Source organism: Streptomyces sp. NPDC001828 (assembly GCF_042892175.1).
Classification (GTDB): Bacteria; Actinomycetota; Actinomycetes; order Streptomycetales; family Streptomycetaceae; genus Streptomyces.
Map to the genome: position 1 here is coordinate 84,038 of NZ_JBIATV010000016.1, position 22,589 is coordinate 106,626.

Consider the following 22,589-nt stretch of genomic DNA (forward strand, 5'->3'; position numbering starts at 1 on the left):
AAATCGGCCTGAGGAACTTCTGAGGAAGAAATGAGCAAGAAACGGCACGGTCGTGGACAGGTCGGTCGCGTGCACGTGCATCTGCCCTTGCATCGGGCCGAAGCATTCGGAACCATGGTCCTCGCGCACCTGCGTGCTCAACTGCGTCTAGTCGCTTGCGTCCTGTACCGCCACGGCCGCGAACCCGGGAGTGCCTCGCATGGGGACGAATGGATCGACCATGCTGGAGCCTTACGAGCCCTTAAGGCAGGCGCTTCCGCCCATCGACCCCTCGACCGTGGCGGGTTCCGCGTCCTGTGCGCTGCCCGCGCGCTACGAAGCGGTGCGCGGAGCAAGGAAGTTCACCGGCTCGACCCTCACGCAGTGGGGTCTCGGCGAGCGTTTCGACGACGTCGCCCTGGTCGTGTCGGAACTCGTCACCAACGCGCTGCGCCACGCCCTGCCCGCCGACACCCCGCGCGAGACCGAGGTCCCGGTACGGCTGCACCTGATGCGCTGGACCAGCCGCCTGGTGTGCGCGGTGCGCGACCCCAGCGACGAGAGCCCGGTCGAGCGCGCCGGTGACGACTTCGGCGCCGAGTCGGGCCGCGGCCTGTTCCTGGTGGAATCCTTCGCCGACAGCTGGGGCTGGCACCCGCTGTCCGGGGCGATCAGCGGCAAGGTCGTCTGGGCCCTGTTCCGGCTGCAACCGTCGGACTGAGTCGGACTGAACGGACGGGAAGCCAGCTCCCAGGGACCCCCCCAGGGACCCTTCTCGCCTGCCGCTGACGCCTGTGGGGCCCCGCACCCCCGCTGCTGACACCTGTCAGTCGAGGGCCGTGCGCGGACCATCCTCCCGGCCGTCACCACCACCCGGCGTCAGTCGGCTATCAGATGGTCGAACTCGCCGTCCTTGATCCCGAGCAGCATCGCCTCGATCTCCGCTCTGGTGTAGACGAGGGCGGGCCCGTCGGGATGGCGTGAGTTGCGTACCGCCACCCCACCGCCCGGCAGTTTGGCGAATTCGACGCAGGACCCCTGCGAGTTGCTGTGCCGGCTCTTCTGCCACGCGGCACCCTGAAGCGCCGCTGCCGCCATGCCGTTGTACGCGTGGTGCAAGGTCGCTCCCGGGATGTGCAGACGTGCAACTGTGAATGGTCAACTGCCCCGGATCATAGCTGTGTTCATGTGCGCCTGCATGGGAAGATGCACGTGCACGCGGGGTGCCCGAGCGGTTACAGCCGCCCCGGCCCCCTCGCGCCACGACATCCGCGCCGGGCCGTCCCCGTTCGAACTCCTCGTACACAAGAAGAGACGCGCTCCGGCGCCCGCTGGTTCAGACTTTCGCGCCCAGGGGCGGGCCGCTTCGGCTGGTAGCTTGTCGCGGTCTTGAACACCGTTCAGCGCCTCGGCGCTCACAGGGGGAAGTCACACCGTGCACAGGCACATACGTACCGCCGGATTCGCCGCGGCCGGGCTCTCGGTCGCCCTGGTCCTGACCGGCTGCGGCAGCGGTAGCAAGAGCGACGACGAGCCGGCCGCCAAGTCGTCCAACGGCTCGGGCAGCGCGTCCTCGGCGCCCGGCGCCGCCGGCACCCCGGCCAAGGCCGCCGATCTGCAAGGCAGTTGGACCGCGACGACCGGCGGCAAGAAGGTCACCATGGCCGTCGCGGACAAGAAGGCGGCGCTGCTCTCCCCGCACGTGTGCTCCGGCACCGTCGCCGAGAGTTCCAGCATGACCATGCTCACCTTGAAGTGCGCGGACGGGAACACCGAGCGCACCCAGGGCATGGCCACGATCAAGGGCGACAAGCTGGAGGTCACGTGGGAGGGCGCCGGGACGGACTCGTTCACCCGGGGCCAGGCGGGCTCGCTCCCGGCCGGCCTCCCGACGGCGGGCCTGCCGACCCCGTAACGGCAGCCGGAGGGCCGGTCGGGAACCCCAACTTTCCTACGGCTTAGGCGAGTTGGAGACGGTAAGAGCGTCCGTCAGATCATCGAGGCAGTGCAGGACCAGACCGGCCCCCCGTCGCACCACGCGGTCGGGCACGCCCTCGCCGTCCCAGGCGTCCAGGGCCTGCTCGACCTCCTCCCAGCGCGGGACGCGCCGCTCGCGGACCGCCTTCGCGCCCTGCTCGGTGGCCTCGCGCAGCGCCTCGGCGAGTTTCGCGGCGGCCGGCACCGGCACCGCGTCCCGGTCCGGCAGGTGTGCCTCCATCAGCATGGCCGTACGCCCCAACTGACTGAGCGCGTGGGCGGATTCGTCCGCCGCGAGGTGCGAGAGACCCCGGTGCCGCACCGGCTCGTGGGTCGCCTTGTCGAGCGCCTCCTGCCAGGCGATGCGGGCCTCGCGCGTGTCGAGCAGCGCCTGGCGCAGCTCGCCGGTGCCGCGGTCCGGGTCGGCGTAGTGGGCGACGACGGCGGAGGCGTAACGGCCGTTCGCGGCCAGCCAGTCGGCGAGGCGGGTGCGCAGACGCGGGGTCTCCCAGGCCGGGTAGACGGCGTACGAGACCATCGCGAGCGCGCCGCCGATCAGCGTGAGGAACACGCGGTCGGGCACGGTCTGGGTCCACTGGAGGCCGCCCATGCCGAGCAGGAAGACGACGTACGCGGAGACGCAGCCGCTCAGCACCGCGTAGCCGGTACGCATCAGCAGATAGGCGAGGAACGCGCAGGCCACCGCGATGGCGGCGGACAGACCGGTGTCGGGGTGGGTGAGCTGGACGATGCCGGTGGCGAGGGCGACGCCGACGAGGGTGCCGCCGAAGCGGGCGACCGCGCGGGCGTAGGTGAGCGTGAAGTCCGGGCGCATCACCATGACGGAGGCCATCGGGGCCCAGTAGCCGTGGCCGAACGGCAGGACGTAGCCGAGCAGATAGCCCACCGTCGCCACCGCGCAGACCCGTACCGCATGCCGGAACACCGGTGAGCGGCGGCGGCCCAGCTCGGCGCGCATGGTGCGCAGGGCGCCCGGGACCAGCCGGGGCAGGGTCGGCCGGAGCAGGGGCTCCGCTCCCTGGCCGGTGCCGCTGCCCTGGGCGGTTTCGACGACGTCCGCGAGCAGGGTGGTGAGCCGGCCGGCGGCGCGGCGGGCGGGTCCGGTGAGGATGGCGCCGGTGTCGGGGGTGGCGAGGGCGGCCAGGGCCGGTGGCGGAATGGTGGGTGCCTCGCCGTGCCGGACGGCCCGGGCGGCGGCGTCCAGGACGGTGCCCGCGGCGGCGAGCAACTCCCTTACCCGGTGGCGTTCCTCGCCCTCCTCCGGCACGCCGAGCGCGGGGTCGGCGAGCGAGGCGAGCACCGGCCTGATCCGCTCGGCGACACCTCGGGCGCCGTGCAGTTCGGCGGGACGGCGGCGGGCCTCGCGCGGGGTGACGGCGGCGGCGAGCCGGGCGGTCATGAGCGGCTCGGGGTCGAACGGGGCGACCGGGTCGTGCCGCAGCCTGCGCGCGTAGTCGGCGACCGCGGCCAGGGCGTCGGCGAGCGCGTCGCGCTGGGCGCCCCAGCGGCGGATGGGGAACAGGACGACGAGGGCGGCCTGGACGATCCCGCCGACCGCGATCATCCCGGCGTGCCCGGCGGCCTCGGCGACGGTGCTGGGGAGGGTGACGGTGACCAGCATGATCGCCACGTTCGACGAGGCGATCACCCCGACGGTCGGGCCGACCGCCCAGGCCAGGCCCGCCATGAACGTCCACAGGGCGAGCAGCAGCAGGAAGAACGGGGAGTGGGTGCCGACGAGGTAGCCGAGGAAGGTGGAGATCGCGAGCGAGAGGCCGGAGGCGAGGGCGAGCACGGGGCGCGGTCGCCAGCTGCGCTGGTACGTGGCGATGGCGCCCTGGAACGCGCCGAATGCCGAGCTGGCGGCGACGGAGGGGCCGAAGAGGGTGAGGCTGATGCCGACGACGATGGCGAGGCCGGCCGCGCCGCGCAGGGCGACGAGGGGTTCGAGCCGGCGCCGCTCGACCTTCAGCCCCGAGCGGGCGGTCTCCTTCAGCGCCCGAACCCAACTCATGATCCCGAGGCTACCGGGTCGCCTGCGGCGTGGCTCCGGGTTGGGGGTGCGGCCGGTCGAGGTGCGCTGGGGCTCCGCCCCAGGCCCCGGGTTCTTTGCCCCTCCCCGCCCCTTCCCGCAACCCTCCGGGGGGAAGTGGGGTGGGTGGGCTTCCGGGGCTGCGCCCCGGGCCCCCTGTTTCCGGCTGCGGCCCGTGCTCGCTTCTCGCGCAGTTCCCCGCGCCCCTGAATGCCCGGTGCGGGCCAGCACCGGGCACCTCAGCCCGTCCGGCGTTTGAGGACGAGCGCCCTTAAGGCGCGAACGGGGTCTGGGGCGGAGCCCCAGGGGGCTCGGCCTACCCCCCCTAGCCCTCCAGGCCGCGCATGCGACCCCGGTGGGCGCGGTCCGCCGCCGCCCGGCCGTCCCGCCAGCCCGACTCGTCCGAAACCCCCCGCACCCGCGTCGACACCGTCCGGGGAAACATCTCCTCCGCCCGCCCCGCGACCGCCACCGCCCGCGTGGCCAGCACCGGAAGCAGCTCACCTCCGAACTCCGCCTCCACCCCCCGCGCCGTCGCCGCGAGCAGATCCCCGAGCCTCCCGGCGTACGCCAGCAGGAACGACTGCCGGAACGTCTTCGTGCGCTTGCGCCCGCCCGCCCGCTGCGCCGCCTCCGCGGCCGTCATCGCCGCCGTGCCCTGCACGAGGAGCGAGGTGTGGAGCAGCTCCACCGCCTCCAGGTCGCCCTCGAACCCGACGACCGTCGAGAAGCCCAGCTCGGAGTTCCACACCGCCCGGCAGTGGTTGGCGGAGGCCACCGCGTCGAGCAGGATCGCCTTCGCCGTCTCGTACGGCGCGTCCACCCCGATCCGGCAGGCCCCCGGCACCTCCCCGCCCGCCCCGCGCTCCGCGAGCAGCGCGTCGTCCACGCTGTGCCGGGCCATCAGCTCCTGCGCCTTGGCGGTGAGCGCCTCCGCCTCCTCGGGGAACCCGGTCGCCTCGGCCTTGGCCAGCAGCGCCCGGATGCGGGCCAGCGTCTTCGGCTCGCCGTGCACCGGCGGTCCGAGCACCGAGGCGCCGGGCGCGGGCCCGGCCGGCTCGATCGCGGGCAGCGCGAGCAGCACCCGGTACAGCTCCAGAACCGCCGTGGCGTACGAGAAGCGGTCGGCCCGCCACTCCTCGCGGGGCAGCTCGTCGAGCTGCCCCTGCCAGCGCGCGGGCAGCCGCTCGTAACGGGACAGCTCGTCGCGGATCAGCCCGGCCAGGATGCGTACCTGCGGCTCGTCCAGGTCGCGCCGTACGATCCGTACGACATCGGCGGGCTGCCACCCCCGGTCCCAGGCGCGCCGCACGAACTCCCGCCCGCGCAGGGCGAGTTCGGCATCCGCTTCGGGCGCGGCGGCCAGCAGTGAGGCGCCGGTGTCGAGCGCCGCGTCGCCCTCGATGTACAGGGCCGCCGCGAACGCGCGGTCCACGGCCTCCATCACCGCACCGCCCGGCGTACGCGCGGCCAGGTCACCGCGATGGGCCCCACCGTCATGGAAGTCTCTCCTCGACAAAGCTCGACACGATGCTCGACGGATCTCTACGAATCCTGGCGTCCCGGACCCGACAATCGTCCCAGCTGTCGAACGGAACCACGAAACGCGGGCCGCCCCACCGGCCCTGATGGGCCGGGCCCGCCCAACGAAAGGATCGCCGTGTCGCCTCTGCGCACCTCCTCCCTGGCCGCGCTCACCCTCCTCGCCGCCGGCCTGACCCTGACCGCCTGCGGCGGCGCCAACGGTGGCTCCGACAAGGTCGCCACCGACACCCCGGCCGGCACCGCCACCAGCAGTACCGGTGCCGGTACCGGGTCCGGTTCCGGCTCCCCCGGCACGGACGGCGGCCGGACCATGGCCCCCTCCGGCGGCAGCACCGGCGGCGGCACCGACGCGGGGACCGGGACCGGCACGGGCGCCGGGGGCTCCCACTGCCAGACCTCACAGCTCGCCTTCGCCATCGCCCCCGGCAGCGGAGCCCAGTCGAAGGGCTCGCAGGGTGCCGTCACGATCACGCTCACCAACAGGGGCGCCAAGTCCTGTGTGATGAAGGGCTATCCGGGCGTCGATCTGGTCGGCGGCACGACCAAGTGGTCACTGACGCGTCAGACCTCCGAGACCCCCTCGGCGGTCACCGTACGACCCGGCGCGACGACCACCTTCAACATCTTCTACCTGCCGTTCGACAAGGGGGACGGGCAGGAGTTCCAGCCGAAGTCGATCGTGATCACCCCGCCGAACGAGACCCACTCCCACACCCTGGCCTGGGAGTACTCCTCCGTCCTGCTCCAGGACGGCGCGACCCACCCCGGCACGTACGTCAGCCCCGTCGGCTCGAAGTGATCACATGCCGGCTCCCGTCAGGCGGTTCGCGAAGGTGGACAGCGTGTAGGTGCCGATGCCGAGGACCACTTCGAGGGCGTTCTGCTCGGTGTAGCCGTACGACAGGAAGTCCTTGACGCTCTCGTCCTCGACGCCGCCCGCCTTCGCCAGGACCGCGAGGGCGAAGCGGCGTACGGCGTCCAGCTCGGGGTCTTCGAGCGGACGGCGCTCGCGCAGGGCGGTCAACAGGGCTTCGTCCGCGCCCAGTTCGCGCAGTCTGCGGGTGTGCATGTCCACGCAGACATGGCACTCGTTGCGGACGGCCACCGTCATCACGAGGACCTCGCGCGCCACCGGCTCCAGGGTGGTCTGCTCGAAGAGGGCGTTCAGTTTGAGGAAGCCGTCGAGCAGGTGCGGGGAGGTGGCCATCCGTGCGACCGGCGGAGTGAGCCGGCCGAGGTGGCGGATGGTGGCCTCCATCGACTTGCGCGAGGCGGCCGGAGCCGATTCCAGGGTGTGCTCGGCGAACAGCGCCGTGGAGGCCGTGGTGGACGGGCTGGTGGACGGGCTGGTCTCGGTGGACATGGTGAAGCCCTGCTTCCGTACGGCCGGGACGGCGGCCCACGCCGAAGCCCCGGGACTAGAATGGACAACGTGGTTGACGAAAAAAAGGTAAACCAGGTTGTCGATTCTCGCAACGTCCGGCCTTCGGGGCCCCCGGCCGACGCGGGCACGCCCCAGGCGCCGCCGACCGGCAAGGCCGGGCACACGCCACCGCCGGCGCCTCCCGTCGACGCGCCCGGATACGAGCTGCCCCTGCTCCTGCTCGCCGGGTTCCGCTCGCTCATCGACCGGCTGCACGCCGAGCTCGCGCGCCAGGGACACCCCGACATCCGGCCCGCGCACGGCTTCGCCCTCCAGGCCATCGGCCTGCCGGGGTCGACCGCGAGCGAGATCGGGCGGCGGCTCGGCGTCTCCAAGCAGGCGGCGGGCAAGACGGTGGACCGGCTGATCGCGCTCGGCTACGCGGAGCGCGCCGACGACCCCGGCGACGCCCGCCGCAAACTGGTCCGGCTCACCCCGCGCGGCCTCGACGCGCTCGCCCGGTCGGCGGCCGTCTTCGAGGAGCTGAGGGCGAGTTGGGGCGAGACGCTGGGCCGCGACCGGCTGCGCGAGCTCGAAGCGTCTCTGCGCACCGCCGTGCCTCCGGAGGCCTTCCGCCTCGACGCGTCGAGCTGGCTGGGGAGTTGAGCGGAGCCCTTGCTTCGAGCACACTCGAGCAGGCTTTGATGGCCCCATGAAGTACACCCAGCTCGGACGCACCGGACTCCAGGTCAGCCGTCTCGTCCTCGGCACGATGAACTTCGGCGGCGAGACCGAGGAGGCCGACAGCCACGTCCTCATGGACGCCGCACTCGACGCGGGCATCAACTTCTTCGACACCGCCAACATCTACGGCGTAGAGGAGGACAAGGGGCTCACCGAGAAGATCCTCGGCTCCTGGTTCGCCCGGGGCGGCAGCCGCCGCGACAAGGTCGTCCTCGCCACCAAGATGTACGGGGACATGACGCCCGGCAAGCCGTGGAGCAGCGAGGCCTGGCCCAACCACAACAAGCTGTCGGCGGTCAACATCCGCCGCTCCGTGGAGGCCTCGCTCAAGCGCCTCGGCACCGACCACATCGACGTCTACCAGTTCCACCACGTCGACCGGGCCACCCCGTTCGAGGAGATCTGGCAGGCCATCGACGTCCTGATCACCCAGGGCAAGATCCTCTACGCGGGAACCTCCAACTTCCCGGGCTACAAGATCGCCCAGGCCAACGAGACCGCCGCCCGCACCGGCCGCCTCGGCCTGGTCAGCGAGCAGTGCCTCTACAACCTCGCCGAACGCCGCGCCGAGATGGAGATCATCCCGGCCGCCCAGGAGTACGGGCTCGGCGTCATCCCCTGGTCTCCGCTGCACCAGGGCCTGCTCGGTGGCGCGCTGCGCAAGGAGCGCGACGGCACGGGCTCGCGCACGACGAGCAAGGGCCGCTCCGCCGCCGGCCTGGCCGACCCCGCAGTGCGGGCCCGGGTGCAGGCGTACGAGGACCTGCTCGCCAAGCACGACCTCGACCCGGGCGAGGTGGCCCTCGCCTGGCTGCTGACTCGGCCCGGCGTGACCGGCCCCATCGTCGGACCGCGCACCGCGGCCCACCTCGAATCGGCTCTGCGCGCGCTGGAGTTGGAGCTGAGCGAGGAGCTGCTCGGCGCGCTCGACGAGATCTTCCCCGGCCCCGGCCCCTCCCCGGAGGCCTTCGCCTGGTAGGCCGCCGTGCCCGAGGGGCCGGTCCCGCGCCGCCCGCCGTACCCGAGGGGCCGGTCCCGGGCGGGGGAGTCCCGGCCCGGCCCCTTGCCTTGAGCGCGCTCGAAGACGTTGGCTGGTCTCCCATGAAGTACACGCAGCTCGGACGCACGGGTCTCCAGGTGAGCAGGATCGTCCTGGGGACGATGAACTTCGGACCGCAGACCGACGAGGCGGCAAGCCACGCGATCATGGATGCCGCGCAGGGCGCCGGCATCAACTTCTTCGACACGGCCAATGTGTACGGCTGGGGCGAGAACAAGGGCCGTACCGAGGAGATCATCGGCAGCTGGTTCGCCAAGGGCGGCGACCGGCGCGACAAGACCGTCCTCGCCACCAAGCTGAACGGCAACATGGCGGCGGGCGAGCCCTGGCCCAACCACCACAAGCTCTCGGCGGTCAACATCCGCCGCTCCGTGGAGGCCTCGCTCAAGCGCCTCGGCACCGACTACATCGACCTCTACCAGTTCCACCACATCGACCGCCTGACCCCCTTCGAGGAGATCTGGCAGGCCATCGACGTCCTCATCGCGCAGGGCAAGATCCTGTACGCCGGTTCGTCCAACTTCCCCGGCTACAAGATCGCCCAGGCCAACGAGATCGCCGCCCGCACCGGCCGCCTCGGCCTGGTCAGCGAGCAGTGCCTCTACAACCTCGCCGAACGCCGCGCCGAGATGGAGATCGTTCCGGCGGCGCACGAGTACGGGCTCGGCGTCATCCCCTGGTCGCCGCTGCACGGCGGCATGCTCGGCGGCATCCTGCGCAAGGAGCGCGAGGGCACGGGTGCCCGTTCCAAGGGCGGCCTCGCGGCCCAGGCCCTCACGGATCCGGCGGTGCGGCAGCGCGTCGAGGCGTACGAGGAACTCGTCGCCAAGCACGGCCTCGACCCCGCCGAGGTGGCCCTCGCCTGGCTGCTGACCCGGCCGGGAGTGGCGGGCCCGATCGTCGGGCCGCGCACCGCGGACCAGCTGGACGCGGCGCTGCGGGCGGTCGAACTCGACCTGTCCGAGGAGTTCCTGGCCGCCCTCGACGACGTCTTCCCCGGCCCCGGCCCGTCGCCGGAGGCCTTCGCCTGGTAGCCGCCGCGCGCCGGTCCGGAGCCCGGGAGCTCCGGACCGGTCAGCCGGCCGGCCCGATCAGCTGGAGGTCCCCGTAACCGGAGTCGGGGCTTGGCGAGCGTGCGGGCGCCGTCCCTCCGGTCCCGCTTGAGGGGCGCGCGGTCTCGTCAGGGACGCGCGGTCAGCCGACGGCGGCCGCCACCGCTACGACGACGAACATCAGCACGAGCACACCGGCCATGATCCGGTTCCTGGTCTTCGGGTCCACCCCTTGAGCCTAACCGTCCCGGCCGAGCGGCCAGCGGGCGACCGCCTCGTAGCGGGGGCGCTCCCCGGGGACGCCCGTGTGCGGCAGGCTGCTGCGGATCAGCGCCAACTCGGCGACCCGCCAGGGGCTTCCCTCGAACGCGGCGAGCCCGCCGACATAGGGCCCCAGGTCCATCGGGGCGCGCGAGCGGGCCAGGGTGAGGTGCGGCACATAGCGGCGGTGCTGGTCCATCGGGATGCCGGAGCGGCGGGCGGCCGCGTCCGCCCGTTCGGCCAGCAGCCGCAGCTCGTCGAGGCCGCCCGCGACCCCGGCCCACAGGGCGCGCCCGTCGAAGCGGCCGCCGCCGTGCAGGCGCAGCGCGAAGGGTTCCGTGCGGCGGGCCGCTCGGCGCAGCCGTTCGCGCAGCTCGTCCAGGACCGCGTCGTCGACCTCGCCCAGGAACGCGAGGGTGAGGTGCCATCCCTCGCGCCCGGTCCAGCGCAGCCGATCCGCGCCGGGCAGCTCCGCCAACTCCCTTACCGCACGGGCGAGTTCGTCGACGGCCCGCGCGGGAGGAAGGACGGCTGCGAAGAGGCGCATGGGGACAGTCAACCAAGATCGGCCCCGGGTGTCGCGCACGGCGAGTACCGCCCGTGGGAGACCGGCCGCCGCGACCCGGTACGGAAACGGCCCGGCCCCCGCAGTCGGGGGCCGGGCCGAGCCGTGCCGGGTCGTGCTGAGCCGTGCCGAGCCGGGTCGTGCCGTTCCGGGCCTGGCCGTGCCGGGTCGTGCTGCCGCATCCGGTGGGCTTGCGGGCGCGGGCACGGGCCGTCAGGCGGCGGCCACGAGCGCCGGGTTCCTCGGAACGAATTCGAGGTGCCGGTGGCCGGGGCGTACGTCGACCTTCAGGCGCAGGTTGGCCGCGCGGGCCAGCATCAGGCCGACCCCGACCGCGGCCACGCCGCAGATGAGACCGCCGAGCGCGAGGCTGACGCGGACGCCGTAGACGTCGGTCAGCCAGCCGAAGAGCGGGCCGCCCAGCGGGGTTCCGCCGGTGAAGACCATCATGAACAGGCTCATCACCCGGCCCCGCATCTCGGGGTCCGTGGCCATCTGCACGGAGGCGTTGGCGGTCACGTTCACCGTGAGGCCCAGGATGCCGACGGGGATGAGCAGCGCCATGAACAGACCGAGGTCGGGCGCCCCGGAGGCCGCGAGTTCGAGCACCGCGAACAGCACCGCCGCGAGCACCAGCATCCGCAGCCGCGTACTGGAGCGACGGGCCGCGAGGAGCGCGCCGACCAGCGAGCCGATCGCCATCAGGCTGTTGAACACGCCGTACATTCCGGAGCCGCCGTGGAAGACGTCGGAGGCGAACGCGCTCAGCCAGATCGGGAAGTTGAACCCGAAGGTGCCGACGAAGCCGACGAGCACGATGGGCCAGATCAGTTCGGGCCGCTCCGAGACGTACGCGAGCCCTTCCCTCAGCTGGCCCTTGCCGCGCGGGGCGAGACGGGTCGGCTGGAGCTCCTTGGTCCGCATCAGCGTCAGCATGATCAGCGGGGCGGTGAAGGACAGGCCGTTGGCGAGGAACGCCCAGCCGGGTCCGACGGCCGCCATGACGACACCCGCGACGGCGGGGCCGACGAGCCGGGCGGACTGGAAGTTCGCCGAGTTGAGGCTGACCGCGTTGCGCACCCGGTCGGGTCCGACCATCTCGGAGACGAAGGACTGCCGGGTCGGGTTGTCGACGACGGTGACCAGGCCGGTGAAGAACGCCGTCAGATACACGTGCCACACCTGGACGTGTCCGGACAGGGTCATCACGGCGAGGAAGAGGCCGCCGAGGCCCATCGCCGCCTGCGTCACGAACAGGATGTTCCGCTTGGCGAACCGGTCGGCTATGACGCCGCCGTACAGGCCGAACAGGAGCATCGGCAGGAACTGCATGGCGGTGGTGATGCCCACCGCCACCGAGGAGCCGGTGATCGTCAGGACCAGCCAGTCCTGGGTGATCCGGGCCATCCAGGTGCCGATGTTGGACACGATGGCGCCGGAGAAGAACAGTCGGTAATTGCGTACCGCAAGCGAGGAGAACGTCCCCCCGCCACGCTTGTTGTAGGTGGGGGTAGGTGCGGGGGCGGAGTCTGCTCCGGATCCCGTACTCAAAAGGGCTCGCCTCCTAGTGATGCGCGTTTACAGGTGTGCGAGCTTCTCCAGGACCGGGGCGGCCGCGCGCAGCTTCGCCCATTCGTCCTCGTCCAGACCTTCCACGAGGGAAGCCAGCCAGACGTTGCGCTTGCGGCGGCTCTCTTCGAGCATCGCCTCGGCCTCTTCGGTCTGGCTGACCACCTTCTGGCGGCGGTCATCGGGATGCGGCTCCAGCCTGACCAGGCCCTTCGCCTCCAGCAGTGCGACGATTCGGGTCATCGACGGCGGCTGTACGTGCTCTTTGCGCGCCAGCTCACCGGGGGTGGCGGAACCGCAACGGGCAAGGGTGCCGAGCACCGACATCTCGGTCGGGCTGAGCGATTCGTCGACGCGCTGGTGCTTGAGGCGCCGGCCCAGCCGCATGACGGCCGAGCGCAGGGAGTTCACGGCGGCGGCGTCCTCGCCACTGTCGTGGGACAGGTCAGACATGTTCGTTAGCATAACTCATTACTCTGGCTAAATACCACTGGGTTAAGCCCAGGTGTCGAGCGCCACACCGGCCCCATCCCGCCGGGCATCACCGAACATCACCCGAACGAGTGAGTTGGCCGGGAAAAGTGACGCGCGATGCCCTGGCGGGCGGCGACCCTCGCTCCATGGGGACCAGCGTGCTCAGCCTGCGGATAGACGGTGAGCTGCTCGAACGGCTCAGGCACCATGCGGCGAAACGCGGAATGAGCGTCCAGGACTATGTGGTCCGGACGCTCATTCGCGACGACTTCGACGAGCGCTTCAAGGCGGCGGTCGATGAGACGGAGCGGTTCTACGGGGCGGCGTAGGCGTGCCACCCGGGCGGGGCCGCTCGCGCGGTTCCCCGCGCCCCTGGCCGTACCGGGGCATGGGCACCCTCAGCCCGAACCCGCAGGGGGCCCGGATCAGGTCAGACCCAGTGCCGGCATCAGGTAGTAGAAGGCGAACACCGCCGAGACGATGTACATCGCGACCGGGATCTCGCGCGCCCTGCCCGCCACCAGACGCAGGACCGTGAAGGTGACGAAGCCCATCCCGATGCCGTTGGTGATCGAGTACGTGAACGGCATCATCAGCATCGTCACGAAGGCCGGGATGGCGATCGTCCAGTCCGCCCAGTCGATCTCGCGGATCGAGCCGGACAGGATCAGGAAGCCGACCGCGAGCAGCGCGGGGGTCGCCGCCTGGGAGGGCACCATCGTGGCGAGCGGGGTCAGGAAGAGCGCGACGGTGAACAGCCCGCCGGTGACCACGTTGGCGAGGCCCGTGCGGGCCCCCTCGCCGACGCCCGCCGTGGACTCCACGAAGCAGGTGGTGGCCGACGAGGACGAGGCACCGCCCACCGCGACCGCGATGCCGTCGACGAACAGCACCTTGTTCATGCCGGGCATGTTGCCCTTGGCGTCGGTCAGGCCCGCCTCGTCGCTGATGCCCATGATCGTGCCCATCGCGTCGAAGAAGCACGAGAGCAGCACGGTGAAGACGAAGAGGATGCCGGTCAGGACGCCGACCCTGGAGAAGCCGCCGAAGAGGCTGACCTGGCCGACGAGCCCGAAGTCCGGGGTGTCGACGGGGTTGCCCGGCCACTTCGGGGTCGTCAGACCCCAGGACGGCACCGTCGCCACCGCGTTGATGATCATCGCGAGGACGGTCATCGCGACGATGGAGATCAGGATCGCGCCGGGCACCTTGCGGACCATCAGCGCCAGCGTGAGCAGCACGCCGAGCACGAAGACCAGGACCGGCCAGCCGAGCAGGTGCCCGTTGCCGCCGAGTTCGAGCGGCACGGTGGTGTGCGCGGCGTCCGGCATGCGCGAGACGAAGCCGGAGTCGACCAGGCCGATCAGCATGATGAACAGGCCGATGCCGATCGCGATGCCCTTGCGCAGGCCGAGCGGCACCGCGTTCATGACGCGCTCGCGCAGCCCGGTCGCGACCAGGAGCATCACCACGATGCCGGCCAGGACGACCATGCCCATGGCGTCGGGCCAGCTCATCCGGGGCGCCAGCTGGAGGGCGACCACGGTGTTCACACCGAGCCCCGCCGCGAGCGCGATCGGCACATTGCCGATGACGCCCATGAGCAGCGTGGTGAAGGCCGCGGTGAGCACGGTCGCGGTGACCAGCTGTCCGCTGTCGAGCTGGTGCCCGTACATGTCCTTCGCGCTGCCGAGGATGATCGGGTTCAGCACGATGATGTAGGCCATCGCGAAGAAGGTCGCGAATCCGCCACGGACCTCACGGGCCAGGGTGGAACCCCGCTCGGAGATCTTGAAGTAGCGGTCGAGGCCGTTGGTCGGCCTGTTGGGTACCGGCGGCTGAGCTGCGGCGTCGACCGTGTCGGGGGCCGAGGAGGGCATGCGGAACCTCAGTCGTGAAGGGGCGGGGAAACGGCACGTACCCGAACTTCTTTGGACGTTTTAACGAACAGAATGAGTCAGCCGTAAGCCGTTTCAGTATGAATACATAAGTCGAAGATCACCATCTCCGCGCGTAGACCCCTGCAACGCCAAGGGGTCACCGCAGGTGGACGGGGATCGCCACGATGCCGGACCGGGCATCTCCCGGTGTCCGGATTCCGCGAAAACGGCGCGCCCTACACTGATCGCATGGCGAAGTGGACACCCCAGCACGAGGCGCCGGAGCCCCTTGAGGGCCCCGTGGTCGCCACCATCACCGGCGGCACGATCCTCTGGTTCGTCCTCTTCCTCGTCCAGCTCCCCTTCTACGGCTGGTTCGACGACCACGGCCACCTGTGGTGGGTGTGGACCTGCCTGGCCGGCGGCGGCCTCGGCCTCATCGGCATCTGGTACGTCCGGGGCCGCGACGCCGCCCTCAAGCGGCACGCCGCGCAGGAGGCGGGCGCCGCCGGGCAGGGCGCAAGGGCCGAAGGTCAGTAACGCGCGGGACCTCTGTACAGCCGCAGGACCATTCGTCTCCTCCCAGGGTCGGATGTTCGGCCGTCCCGGCAGGTGAAGCGCCCGATCCCCCCGTACCGTCGAAATCATGACGCAGCCCGCCAACATCGACGCCGGGGCGGAACTCGACCCCGTCCATCCCATGAAGCCGCCCGCCACGGCGCGGCGGGCCGGCGGTCTGACGACGGCCGAGGTCGCCGAGCGGGTGGCGCGCGGCGAGGTCAACGACGTTCCGGTACGCAGCAGTCGCTCCACCGCCGAGATCGTCCGCGGCAACGTCTTCACCCGGTTCAACGCGATCATCGGCGTGCTCTGGGCGGTCATGCTGGTCGTCGCGCCGATCCAGGACAGCCTCTTCGGCTTCGTGATCATCGCCAACACCGGCATCGGCATCATCCAGGAGATGCGGGCCAAGAAGACCCTGGACGGGCTCGCGGTCATCGGCGAGGCCAAGCCGACGGTCCGGCGCGACGGACGGGCCGTGGAGATCTCCACGTCCGAGATCGTGCTCGGTGACGTCATCGAGCTCGGGCCCGGCGACAAGATCGTGGTGGACGGCGAGGCGGTCGAGGCCGACGGCCTCGAAGTCGACGAGTCCCTCCTGACCGGTGAGGCCGACCCGGTCCTGAAGAAGGCCGGCGACAAGATGATGTCGGGCGCCTTCGTCGTCGCGGGCGGCGGCGCGTTCACCGCCACCAAGGTCGGCCGGGAGGCGTACGCGGCTCAACTGGCCGAGGAGGCAAGCCGGTTCACCCTCGTCCACTCCGAGCTGCGCAGCGGCATCTCGACCATCCTCAAGTACGTCACGTGGATGATGATCCCCACCGCGCTCGGCCTGGTCATCAGCCAGCTGGTGGTCAAGGACAACAACTTCAAGGACTCCATCGCCCGCACGGTGGGCGGCATCGTCCCGATGATCCCCGAAGGGCTCGTCCTGCTGACCTCGGTCGCCTTCGCGATCGGCGTCATCCGGCTCGGCCGCAAGCAGTGCCTGGTCCAGGAGCTGCCCGCGATCGAGGGCCTGGCCCGCGTCGACGTGGTGTGCCTCGACAAGACGGGCACGCTCACCGAGGGCGGCATGGACGTCACCGAGCTGCGCCCCCTGAACGGCTCGGACGAGGCGTACGTACGCAAGGTGCTCGGCGCGCTCGGCGAGTCCGACCCGCGCCCCAACGCCTCCCTCCAGGCGATCATCGACGCCTACCCGGACAGCGAGGTGTGGCGCTGCACCGAGTCGCTGCCGTTCTCCTCGGCCCGCAAGTACAGCGGCGCCGCGTTCAGCGAGGGCGACGGCGAGAACAGCACCTGGCTGCTCGGCGCGCCCGACGTCCTGCTGAAGACCGGCGACCCGGCGCTCGCGGAGATCGACGCGCTCAACGAGCAGGGCCTGCGGGTGCTGCTGCTGGCCCGGGCCTCCCGCGAACTCGACGACCCCGCCGTCGCCTCCGACGCCAAGGCCACCGCGCTCGTCGTCCTCGAACAGCGGCTGCGGCCGGACGCGGCGGACACCCTGCGCTACTTCGACGAGCAGAACGTCAAGGCCAAGGTCATCTCCGGTGACAACGCGGTCTCCGTCGGCGCGGTGGCCGGGAAGCTCGGCCTGCACGGCGCGGCCGACACGGTCGACGCGCGCCAACTCCCCACCGACCAGGACGAGATGGCCGACGTCCTCGACTCCAACTCGGTCTTCGGCCGGGTCACCCCGCAGCAGAAGCGCGACATGGTGGCCGCCCTCCAGTCACGCGGGCACACGGTCGCGATGACCGGCGACGGCGTGAACGACGTGTTGGCGCTGAAGGACGCGGACATCGGCGTGAGCATGGGCTCGGGCTCGGAGGCGACCCGGGCGGTCGCCCAGATCGTCCTGCTCAACAACAGCTTCGCCACGCTGCCTTCGGTGGTGGCGGAGGGGCGTCGCGTCATCGGCAACATCACGCGGGTGGCCACGCTGTTCCTCACGAAGACGGTCTACTCGGTCCTGCTGGCCGTCCTCGTGGTCTGCTTCCAGGTCGAATACCCCTTCCTGCCAAGGCACTTGACCCTCCTCTCCACCTTCACCATCGGCATCCCCGCGTTCTTCCTCGCCCTCGCGCCCAACAAGGAGCGCGCCAAACCGCACTTCGTGCGGCGGGTGATGCGGTACGCGATCCCCAGCGGGGTCATCGCGGCGGTGGCCACGTTCGTGACGTACATGGTGGCGCGGGCGTACTACACCGGTTCGGGCGAGCTGGACGCGGAGACCAGCGTCACGACGCTGACCCTCTTCCTGGTCTCCATGTGGGTCCTGGCGATCATCGCCCGCCCCTACACGTGGTGGCGGATCGTCCTGGTGGTCGCCATGGGCGTGGCGTTCCTGCTGGTCCTGGCGGTGCCGTGGCTGCAGAACTTCTTCGCGCTGAAGCTGGTCGGGGCGGTGATGCCGTGGACTGCCGTCGGCATCGCGGTGCTGGCGTCGGCGCTGCTGGAGCTGGTGTGGCGCCGCGTAACGCTCCGCTACCCGGACTAGGGGGTGCCCGTTGCCCGGGCCCGGCCGGCCCCGCTGGGGCTCCGCCCCAGACCCTGGGGCTCCGCCCCAGACCCCCGTTCGCGCCTAAAGGGCGCTCGTCCTCAAACGCCGGACAGGCTGTAGGTGTCCCAGCACCCGGCGCCGCTAGGGGCGCGGGGAACTGCGCGAACGGCCCCTACGGTCCGCAGCCGAACCAGGGGGCCCGGGGGCGCAGCCCCCGGAAGCCCTTACCATCCCCACCCGCCCCCGGAGGGTTGAGGGAAGGGGCGGGGAGGGGCCAAAACCCCGGGCCCGGGGCGGAGCCCCGGCGTACGCCCCGCTAGTCGAACCAGCGGGCCGTCGACAGTTCGGCCGTGCGGGACGGGTCCTCCAGAAGCGCCGCCACCTCGAAGCGCCGGGGCCACTGGGAGGCCGCCCAGGCGAGGCCCGCCGCCACCCCCTCCAGGGTGGACGCGTGGACCGTACCGTCGGCCGAACGACGCCAGTCCAGCTCCACCCCACCCGCCCGCAGCTCCTCGTGCTCGACGTACGTCGAGGGCGCGGCCGGCCCCAGCAGGGCCCGCACCGCCTCCGGCACCTCGTGCTCGACGCCCTCGGACGTCACCTCCGCGGCCGCCGCCTCACCGAGCCGCCCCACCTGGAGCAGCTCCGCGAGCTCGGCCGCCCGCGCCGGGGCGACCGGGAGCAGGGGCAGGCCGGCGGCGAGGGGCAGCAGATCGGGCGCGTCCGCCACGACCGCGTCGGCCGCGTCGACCACCCGCACCTCCCCGTCCACGACCGCCCGCAACTCGTCCGGCAGCGTGACCTGCTCGGGGTCGAGGTCGGCCAACGCCGTGTAGAGGGCGTGGAGTTGAGGGGCGGACACCGGGCGCTCCGGATCCCCCAGACGGCCGAGGAGTTCCGCCGCACCGCCCGGCTCGTCGAGCAGCGCGGCCACCGAGGTGCGTACCCCCAGCGCCCGCAGGACCTGCGCGTCGTCGAACCCGGTCGCGTCCACGGACTCGTACAGACCGGCCAGGAGCGGGTCGGAGCCGGCCGCGCGCAGGCCCGCGGGGCGCCGCCCGGCGAGCACCGGGTGGTCGCGCAGCCACCACGCGGTGTAGGGGCGTACGGACTCCGTCGTGCCGTCGGGCAGCAGCACGCGCACCGGCTGGACCAGGGCGTCCCGCAGCGGCGGCCGGGCGAGCAGGGCGAGCGCCTGCGGCCAGGATTCGTCGTCGACGAGGTCGAGGTCCCGGACGGCGACGATCTCGGTGGCGACCGGCGGGACCGGCGTCTCGGGCAGCCGGTCCAGGACGTCCTCGCACCACACGTCGACCGCGTCGAGCAGCCCCGCGTCGTCCGGTTCGGCGAAGTCCCCGTCGCGGGGCTCCAGTTCGTCCGGGTCGAGGACGACGTCGGTGGCGCGTACGAGGGCGAAGGTGGCGAGCACTCCGCACGCGGTGAGCGGCTGCTCGCCCCAGCCGTCCGCCAACTCCCGGTCCACTTCGGCGAGTTCACCTTCACGGATGACGGCGGCGAACGGCGATCCGGGCAGGACGAGTTCGCCGGCCGGGGCGAGCTCGCCGTCCTCGTCGGGCAGGGCGAGCGCGCCGAGCCAGGGCTCGTCCCCGGGTTCGAGAGCCGCTTCCCGCACCAACGTCAGTACGGTGTCGGCGAGTTCATCGGCATCCAGGGCGTCCTCGTCCCACACCTCCCCGCTGTCGAGCGAGCCCGCCACGGCCGCCCGTACCTGAGGGGTCGTCAGGACCGCGCGCGGGGTCGCGGGCAGCGCGCCGAGCTTTTCGAGCAGCGGGTGGGTCGCGTCCGGATGGGCGACCTTCAGACCGAGGCGGCCCAGGTCGGACGGGGTGTCGGCGAGCGGAAGCAGGATCTGCCGGGGCCCGATGGCGGTACGGCCGCCCACGAGCGGCACCGGAAGTCCGGACAGCCGGTCGGGGTCGACCCCGGCCAGCGTGTCGTACAGCCGGTACCACCACTCGGGGTCCCGCTCCGCGCCCGCGATGCGCTCGATGGCGTCGCCGAGCGAGAGCCGCCCGACCTCCAACGCCCTCAGTTCCGGGCGCCGTTCGAGACCGGCGGGCAGCAGCGTGGGCAGCACTTCGGCGAGCACGCGCACCGTGTCCACGCCCACGCCCTCGACGACCTCCGCCTCGAAGGGGCGCAGCGCGACGAGTTCCTCGGTGGGCGCGGCGGGCGCCAGGAACGCGACCCGGGGCAACAGCTTCAGGACGGCCGCGCGCAGGGCTCCGTCCAGCTCGCCCCGGCCGAGCGGACCCGGCACCAGGTCGACGACGCCGGTCGACACCGGCCGCCAGGCGCCGAGGAGTTCGGCGTACGCGTCGGCCGCGCGCCGCACCAGGAAGTCGGTGAGCGGGCCGGGCGCGGGGTGGCGGCGCGCGGTGTCGAGCGGGAACGAGGCGATGAGCAGCGCGGGCACGCCGAGCGGCTCGTCGGTGGGGGTCGGCGCGTGCACCACGGCGGCGGTACGGGGCCGTTCGGGCGCGCCGTCCTCGTCGACCGGGACCGCCCAGGTCACCGTCCAGTGCGGCCGGAGCCGCTCCTCGACGGGCCGGTCGGCGAGCAGCTCCTTGCCGATCGGCCCGTGGTGGCTGACGGTCCGCCAGCGGTGGATGGATTCGTCGCGGCTGTCGTCGATGTGTACGTACGCGTCGTGCACGGACCGCCTCAACACCCTTGTGGCGTCCGGGGTTTCGACGACGATCTCGCTGAGGCCGGGGAGGGTGAGCAGCAGGGCGTCGTCGATGCCGTCGAGGAGACGGCGTACGAGGTCCTCGGCGGTGCCGTCGCGCAACGGCAGCACCACGACGGTGTCGTAGCCCTCGGGGGCGGCGCCCTCGGCGGGCAGCGGCAGCCTGAGCAGCGGTACGTGTCCGTCGCGGCGGCGCAGTTCGTCGCCGAGGCCGGGGCTGGCGAGGGCCGCGTCGGCGGCCAGCTCGCGGGCCTCGGCGAGCGACCAGCGCACGCCGCCGGTGCGTCCGACCACGGCGGGCTCGTCGCTGACGGCGAGCACCGCGGCGAACCCGACGCCGAAGCGGCCCACGGCGACCTCGGTGTCGGCCCGCTTGGCGCTGGCGCGCAGCGTGGAGAGCGACTCGACGCCGACGGCGTCCAGGGGGGTGCCGGTGTTGGCCGCGGCCAGCACGGCGGGGGTGTCCTGGGACGCCGGGTGCAGCGTCAGCCTGAGGCGGCCCGTGGTGTTCGCCCTGGCCGCCGCGTCGGCGGCGTTCTGGGCGAGCTCCACGACGAGGCGGTCGCGGTAGCCGCCGAGGGCGAGGTCCTCCTCGGCGTTGGCGTCCTCGCGGAATCTGGCCGGGCCCGCGCCCCAGGCGTTCAGGACCCCGCGCCGCAGCCGCGCCGTCCCGAAGGGGTCGGCCCCTTCGGCCGCCATCGCCTTGACGATCACGCCGTACTCCGCTCTGTCCTGCCCCGCGTCCCGGGACCGCGGCCCGAAGGTACCGCGCGCCGGGCGGGTGGCCTCAATTCCGCCGACCGGGGCTCTGCCCCGGGCCGGTGGAGTGGGGTGGGTGGGCTTCCGGGGGCTGCGCCCCGGGCCCCCTTTTTTTCGGCTGCGGACCGTGCGGGTTTTTCGGCTGCGGACCATGCGTGGCTGGTCGCGCAGTTCCCCGCGCCCCTAGCAGCACCGGTGCTGGGACACCTTCAGCCCGTCATGGGGGTCCCCCCTGGCCCTTAAGGCCTTGGGGGAGATTGAGGACGAGCGCCCTTAAGGCGCGACCGGGGGTGCAGGGGGCGGAGCCCCTTGCGGGGGTTCGAGGGGCGCAGCCCCTCAGGGGGTCCGGGGCGCAGCCCAAGGGGTGCCCGTGTGCCCGGGGTTACGAGTGGCCCAGATCTTCCGTGGGGTCCGGGGTCTCCCCGACCGAGCCGTCCCGCGCGGGGCGCAGCGGCAGCGGGTCGGGGGCGACCGTGTCCAGGACCGGCGCCGCCGGACGCGGCGGCTTCGGCATGACCGCCGCCTCCGAATGCCCCCCGCACCCGTAGTCGAGCGCCACGACACGCCCGTCCGCGGGACCGAACTCGTTCGCGCAGATCCCGAACGCCTGGGACAGCGACCCCGCGATCGGGACGAGGAACGCACAGGACTCGCAGGAGGCCGGCGCCGCCTGAGCCATCGCGGTCTTCCCGCCGAAGGACTCCTCCCAGCGGTCGGCCGCGGCGTGCAGCCCGTACCGCGAGAGCACCCGCGCCCGCCGCATGCCGAGCTCGTCGGCGACGGACGCGATGGAGCCGCGCGCGGTGCCCGCCGGGGCCGCGTCGGACCGGTCGGCCAGCTCGGCGTCCTCCGCGTCGACGCGTTCGGCCATCTCCTCGGAGACCGCCGAGTTCGGCGGCGGCGCGTCCTCGCCGGTGTAACCGGGTTCGAGGCGCAGGTCGTCGGCCTCGGTGGGCAGCAGGTCGCCGGGGCCCATGTCACCGGGCCGCAGCCGCTCGCTCCACGGCACCCACTCGGGTGCCTGGAGGGCGTCGGGCCCGGGCAGCAGGACCGTCTCGTCGAGGGTGACCAGCTTCGCGCGGGAGGCCCGGGCGACGGTCACCGCCCAGCGCCAGCCCCGGTATCCGGGCTCCTTGCACTCGAAGAAGTGCGTGACGACCCGGTCGCCCTCCGACACGAGGGTCACGTGCTCGCCGACCACACCGGGCGCGGCGGCTTCCTCCGCCGCCTCGCGGGCTAGGTCGACCGCCTCGGCGCACAGGCGGTCAGGGGTACGGCTTCGCGTCGTCGCAGCACTCACAGGTCTCGCTTCTCTCCTACGCCGTCTCACGGGTGCGCCGGGGAGCCGAATGCGTACGGGGCGGGCGGAGCGGACCAGGGGGCCGCGTCAACGTCCGCGCCCGGGCGATCAACTGCCCAGCGGCTGTCCAGTTCACTGACCAAGGGGGTCCCCCCTGCTCCGTATGAGCGTGGAGGCGCACCTTCTGCGATCCATTCTGCGGGATCACGGAGAGGCGCGCGGCCTTGGGCA

19 protein-coding genes are annotated in these 22,589 nt (G+C 72.2%); 9 read left to right on the forward strand and 10 right to left on the reverse strand.

The features are described from left to right. The first annotated feature begins 199 nt into the window (after positions 1 to 199). The gene (locus tag ACFYZA_RS34490) at positions 200 to 700 is read left to right on the forward strand and encodes an ATP-binding protein (RefSeq protein WP_382595802.1); all 501 of its coding nucleotides are present in this window, start codon (positions 200 to 202) and stop codon (positions 698 to 700) included. Between the two features lie 158 nt (positions 701 to 858). Here the strand turns inward: ACFYZA_RS34490 and ACFYZA_RS34495 are convergent, their stop codons facing one another. Further along, positions 859 to 1,098, reverse strand: coding sequence for a DUF397 domain-containing protein (locus ACFYZA_RS34495; RefSeq protein WP_382595805.1), 240 nt, complete (start codon positions 1,096 to 1,098; stop codon positions 859 to 861). A gap of 316 nt (positions 1,099 to 1,414) precedes the next feature. Between ACFYZA_RS34495 and ACFYZA_RS34500 the strand changes: the two genes are divergently transcribed. Continuing rightward, entirely contained in the window at positions 1,415 to 1,894 is a 480-nt protein-coding gene (locus tag ACFYZA_RS34500; RefSeq protein ID WP_388494497.1) for a hypothetical protein, read from the forward strand. 36 nt (positions 1,895 to 1,930) lie between these two features. Here ACFYZA_RS34500 and ACFYZA_RS34505 read toward each other — a convergent pair whose 3' ends face one another. Continuing rightward, positions 1,931 to 3,991, reverse strand: coding sequence for an FUSC family protein (locus ACFYZA_RS34505; RefSeq protein ID WP_388494498.1), 2,061 nt, complete (start codon positions 3,989 to 3,991; stop codon positions 1,931 to 1,933). Between the two features lie 343 nt (positions 3,992 to 4,334). Beyond that, entirely contained in the window at positions 4,335 to 5,453 is a 1,119-nt protein-coding gene (locus ACFYZA_RS34510; protein ID WP_388494570.1) for a DUF2786 domain-containing protein, read from the reverse strand. A 216-nt stretch (positions 5,454 to 5,669) separates the two neighbouring features. On the opposite strand from ACFYZA_RS34510, the gene ACFYZA_RS34515 reads away from it, so the two are divergent. Next, positions 5,670 to 6,353, forward strand: a complete 684-nt coding sequence (locus ACFYZA_RS34515) for a DUF4232 domain-containing protein (RefSeq protein ID WP_388494499.1) — start codon at positions 5,670 to 5,672, stop codon at positions 6,351 to 6,353. On the opposite strand, the gene ACFYZA_RS34520 is transcribed toward ACFYZA_RS34515, so the two are convergent. Next, positions 6,354 to 6,917, reverse strand: a complete 564-nt coding sequence (locus ACFYZA_RS34520; protein ID WP_388494500.1) for a carboxymuconolactone decarboxylase family protein — start codon at positions 6,915 to 6,917, stop codon at positions 6,354 to 6,356. A 60-nt stretch (positions 6,918 to 6,977) separates the two neighbouring features. On the opposite strand from ACFYZA_RS34520, the gene ACFYZA_RS34525 reads away from it, so the two are divergent. From ACFYZA_RS34525 to ACFYZA_RS34535, 3 genes are all read left to right on the forward strand, one after another. Continuing rightward, the gene (locus tag ACFYZA_RS34525) at positions 6,978 to 7,583 is read left to right on the forward strand and encodes a MarR family winged helix-turn-helix transcriptional regulator (RefSeq protein ID WP_388494501.1); all 606 of its coding nucleotides are present in this window, start codon (positions 6,978 to 6,980) and stop codon (positions 7,581 to 7,583) included. Between the two features lie 46 nt (positions 7,584 to 7,629). Continuing rightward, positions 7,630 to 8,640 (forward strand): aldo/keto reductase, encoded by a 1,011-nt coding sequence (locus ACFYZA_RS34530; protein WP_388494502.1) that lies wholly within the window; start codon positions 7,630 to 7,632, stop codon positions 8,638 to 8,640. Between the two features lie 122 nt (positions 8,641 to 8,762). Next, complete coding sequence (locus ACFYZA_RS34535) at positions 8,763 to 9,755, forward strand: aldo/keto reductase (protein WP_388494503.1); 993 nt, start codon at positions 8,763 to 8,765, stop codon at positions 9,753 to 9,755. 256 nt (positions 9,756 to 10,011) lie between these two features. Here ACFYZA_RS34535 and thpR read toward each other — a convergent pair whose 3' ends face one another. From thpR to ACFYZA_RS34550, 3 genes are all read right to left on the reverse strand, one after another. After that, a complete protein-coding gene (gene thpR / locus ACFYZA_RS34540) occupies positions 10,012 to 10,581 on the reverse strand; it encodes an RNA 2',3'-cyclic phosphodiesterase (protein ID WP_388494504.1) in 570 nt (189 codons plus the stop codon). Positions 10,582 to 10,812: 231 nt separating this feature from the next. Continuing rightward, positions 10,813 to 12,150 carry an MFS transporter gene (locus ACFYZA_RS34545; protein ID WP_388494505.1) on the reverse strand — a complete coding sequence of 446 codons (1,338 nt, stop codon included), beginning with the start codon at positions 12,148 to 12,150 and terminating at the stop codon, positions 10,813 to 10,815. Positions 12,151 to 12,177: 27 nt separating this feature from the next. Beyond that, the gene (locus ACFYZA_RS34550) at positions 12,178 to 12,621 is read right to left on the reverse strand and encodes a MarR family winged helix-turn-helix transcriptional regulator (protein ID WP_382598947.1); all 444 of its coding nucleotides are present in this window, start codon (positions 12,619 to 12,621) and stop codon (positions 12,178 to 12,180) included. A gap of 167 nt (positions 12,622 to 12,788) precedes the next feature. On the opposite strand from ACFYZA_RS34550, the gene ACFYZA_RS34555 reads away from it, so the two are divergent. Beyond that, positions 12,789 to 12,971, forward strand: a complete 183-nt coding sequence (locus tag ACFYZA_RS34555; RefSeq protein WP_382598949.1) for a ribbon-helix-helix protein, CopG family — start codon at positions 12,789 to 12,791, stop codon at positions 12,969 to 12,971. 96 nt (positions 12,972 to 13,067) lie between these two features. Here the strand turns inward: ACFYZA_RS34555 and ACFYZA_RS34560 are convergent, their stop codons facing one another. Then, on the reverse strand, positions 13,068 to 14,522 hold the full coding sequence (locus ACFYZA_RS34560; protein ID WP_382598951.1) for an NCS2 family permease: 1,455 nt from the start codon (positions 14,520 to 14,522) through the stop codon (positions 13,068 to 13,070). 249 nt (positions 14,523 to 14,771) lie between these two features. Here ACFYZA_RS34560 and ACFYZA_RS34565 point away from each other — a divergent pair, with 249 nt between their 5' ends. Together ACFYZA_RS34565 and ACFYZA_RS34570 are read left to right on the forward strand one after the other, a co-directional pair. Further along, complete coding sequence (locus ACFYZA_RS34565; RefSeq protein ID WP_382598952.1) at positions 14,772 to 15,062, forward strand: DUF2530 domain-containing protein; 291 nt, start codon at positions 14,772 to 14,774, stop codon at positions 15,060 to 15,062. 106 nt (positions 15,063 to 15,168) lie between these two features. Further along, positions 15,169 to 17,586, forward strand: a complete 2,418-nt coding sequence (locus ACFYZA_RS34570) for a cation-translocating P-type ATPase (protein WP_382598954.1) — start codon at positions 15,169 to 15,171, stop codon at positions 17,584 to 17,586. A 319-nt stretch (positions 17,587 to 17,905) separates the two neighbouring features. Here the strand turns inward: ACFYZA_RS34570 and ACFYZA_RS34575 are convergent, their stop codons facing one another. Together ACFYZA_RS34575 and ACFYZA_RS34580 are read right to left on the reverse strand one after the other, a co-directional pair. Beyond that, complete coding sequence (locus tag ACFYZA_RS34575) at positions 17,906 to 20,998, reverse strand: sacsin N-terminal ATP-binding-like domain-containing protein (protein ID WP_388494571.1); 3,093 nt, start codon at positions 20,996 to 20,998, stop codon at positions 17,906 to 17,908. 442 nt (positions 20,999 to 21,440) lie between these two features. Further along, positions 21,441 to 22,358 carry a DUF3027 domain-containing protein gene (locus ACFYZA_RS34580; protein WP_382598957.1) on the reverse strand — a complete coding sequence of 306 codons (918 nt, stop codon included), beginning with the start codon at positions 22,356 to 22,358 and terminating at the stop codon, positions 21,441 to 21,443. Positions 22,359 to 22,589: the final 231 nt, after the last annotated feature.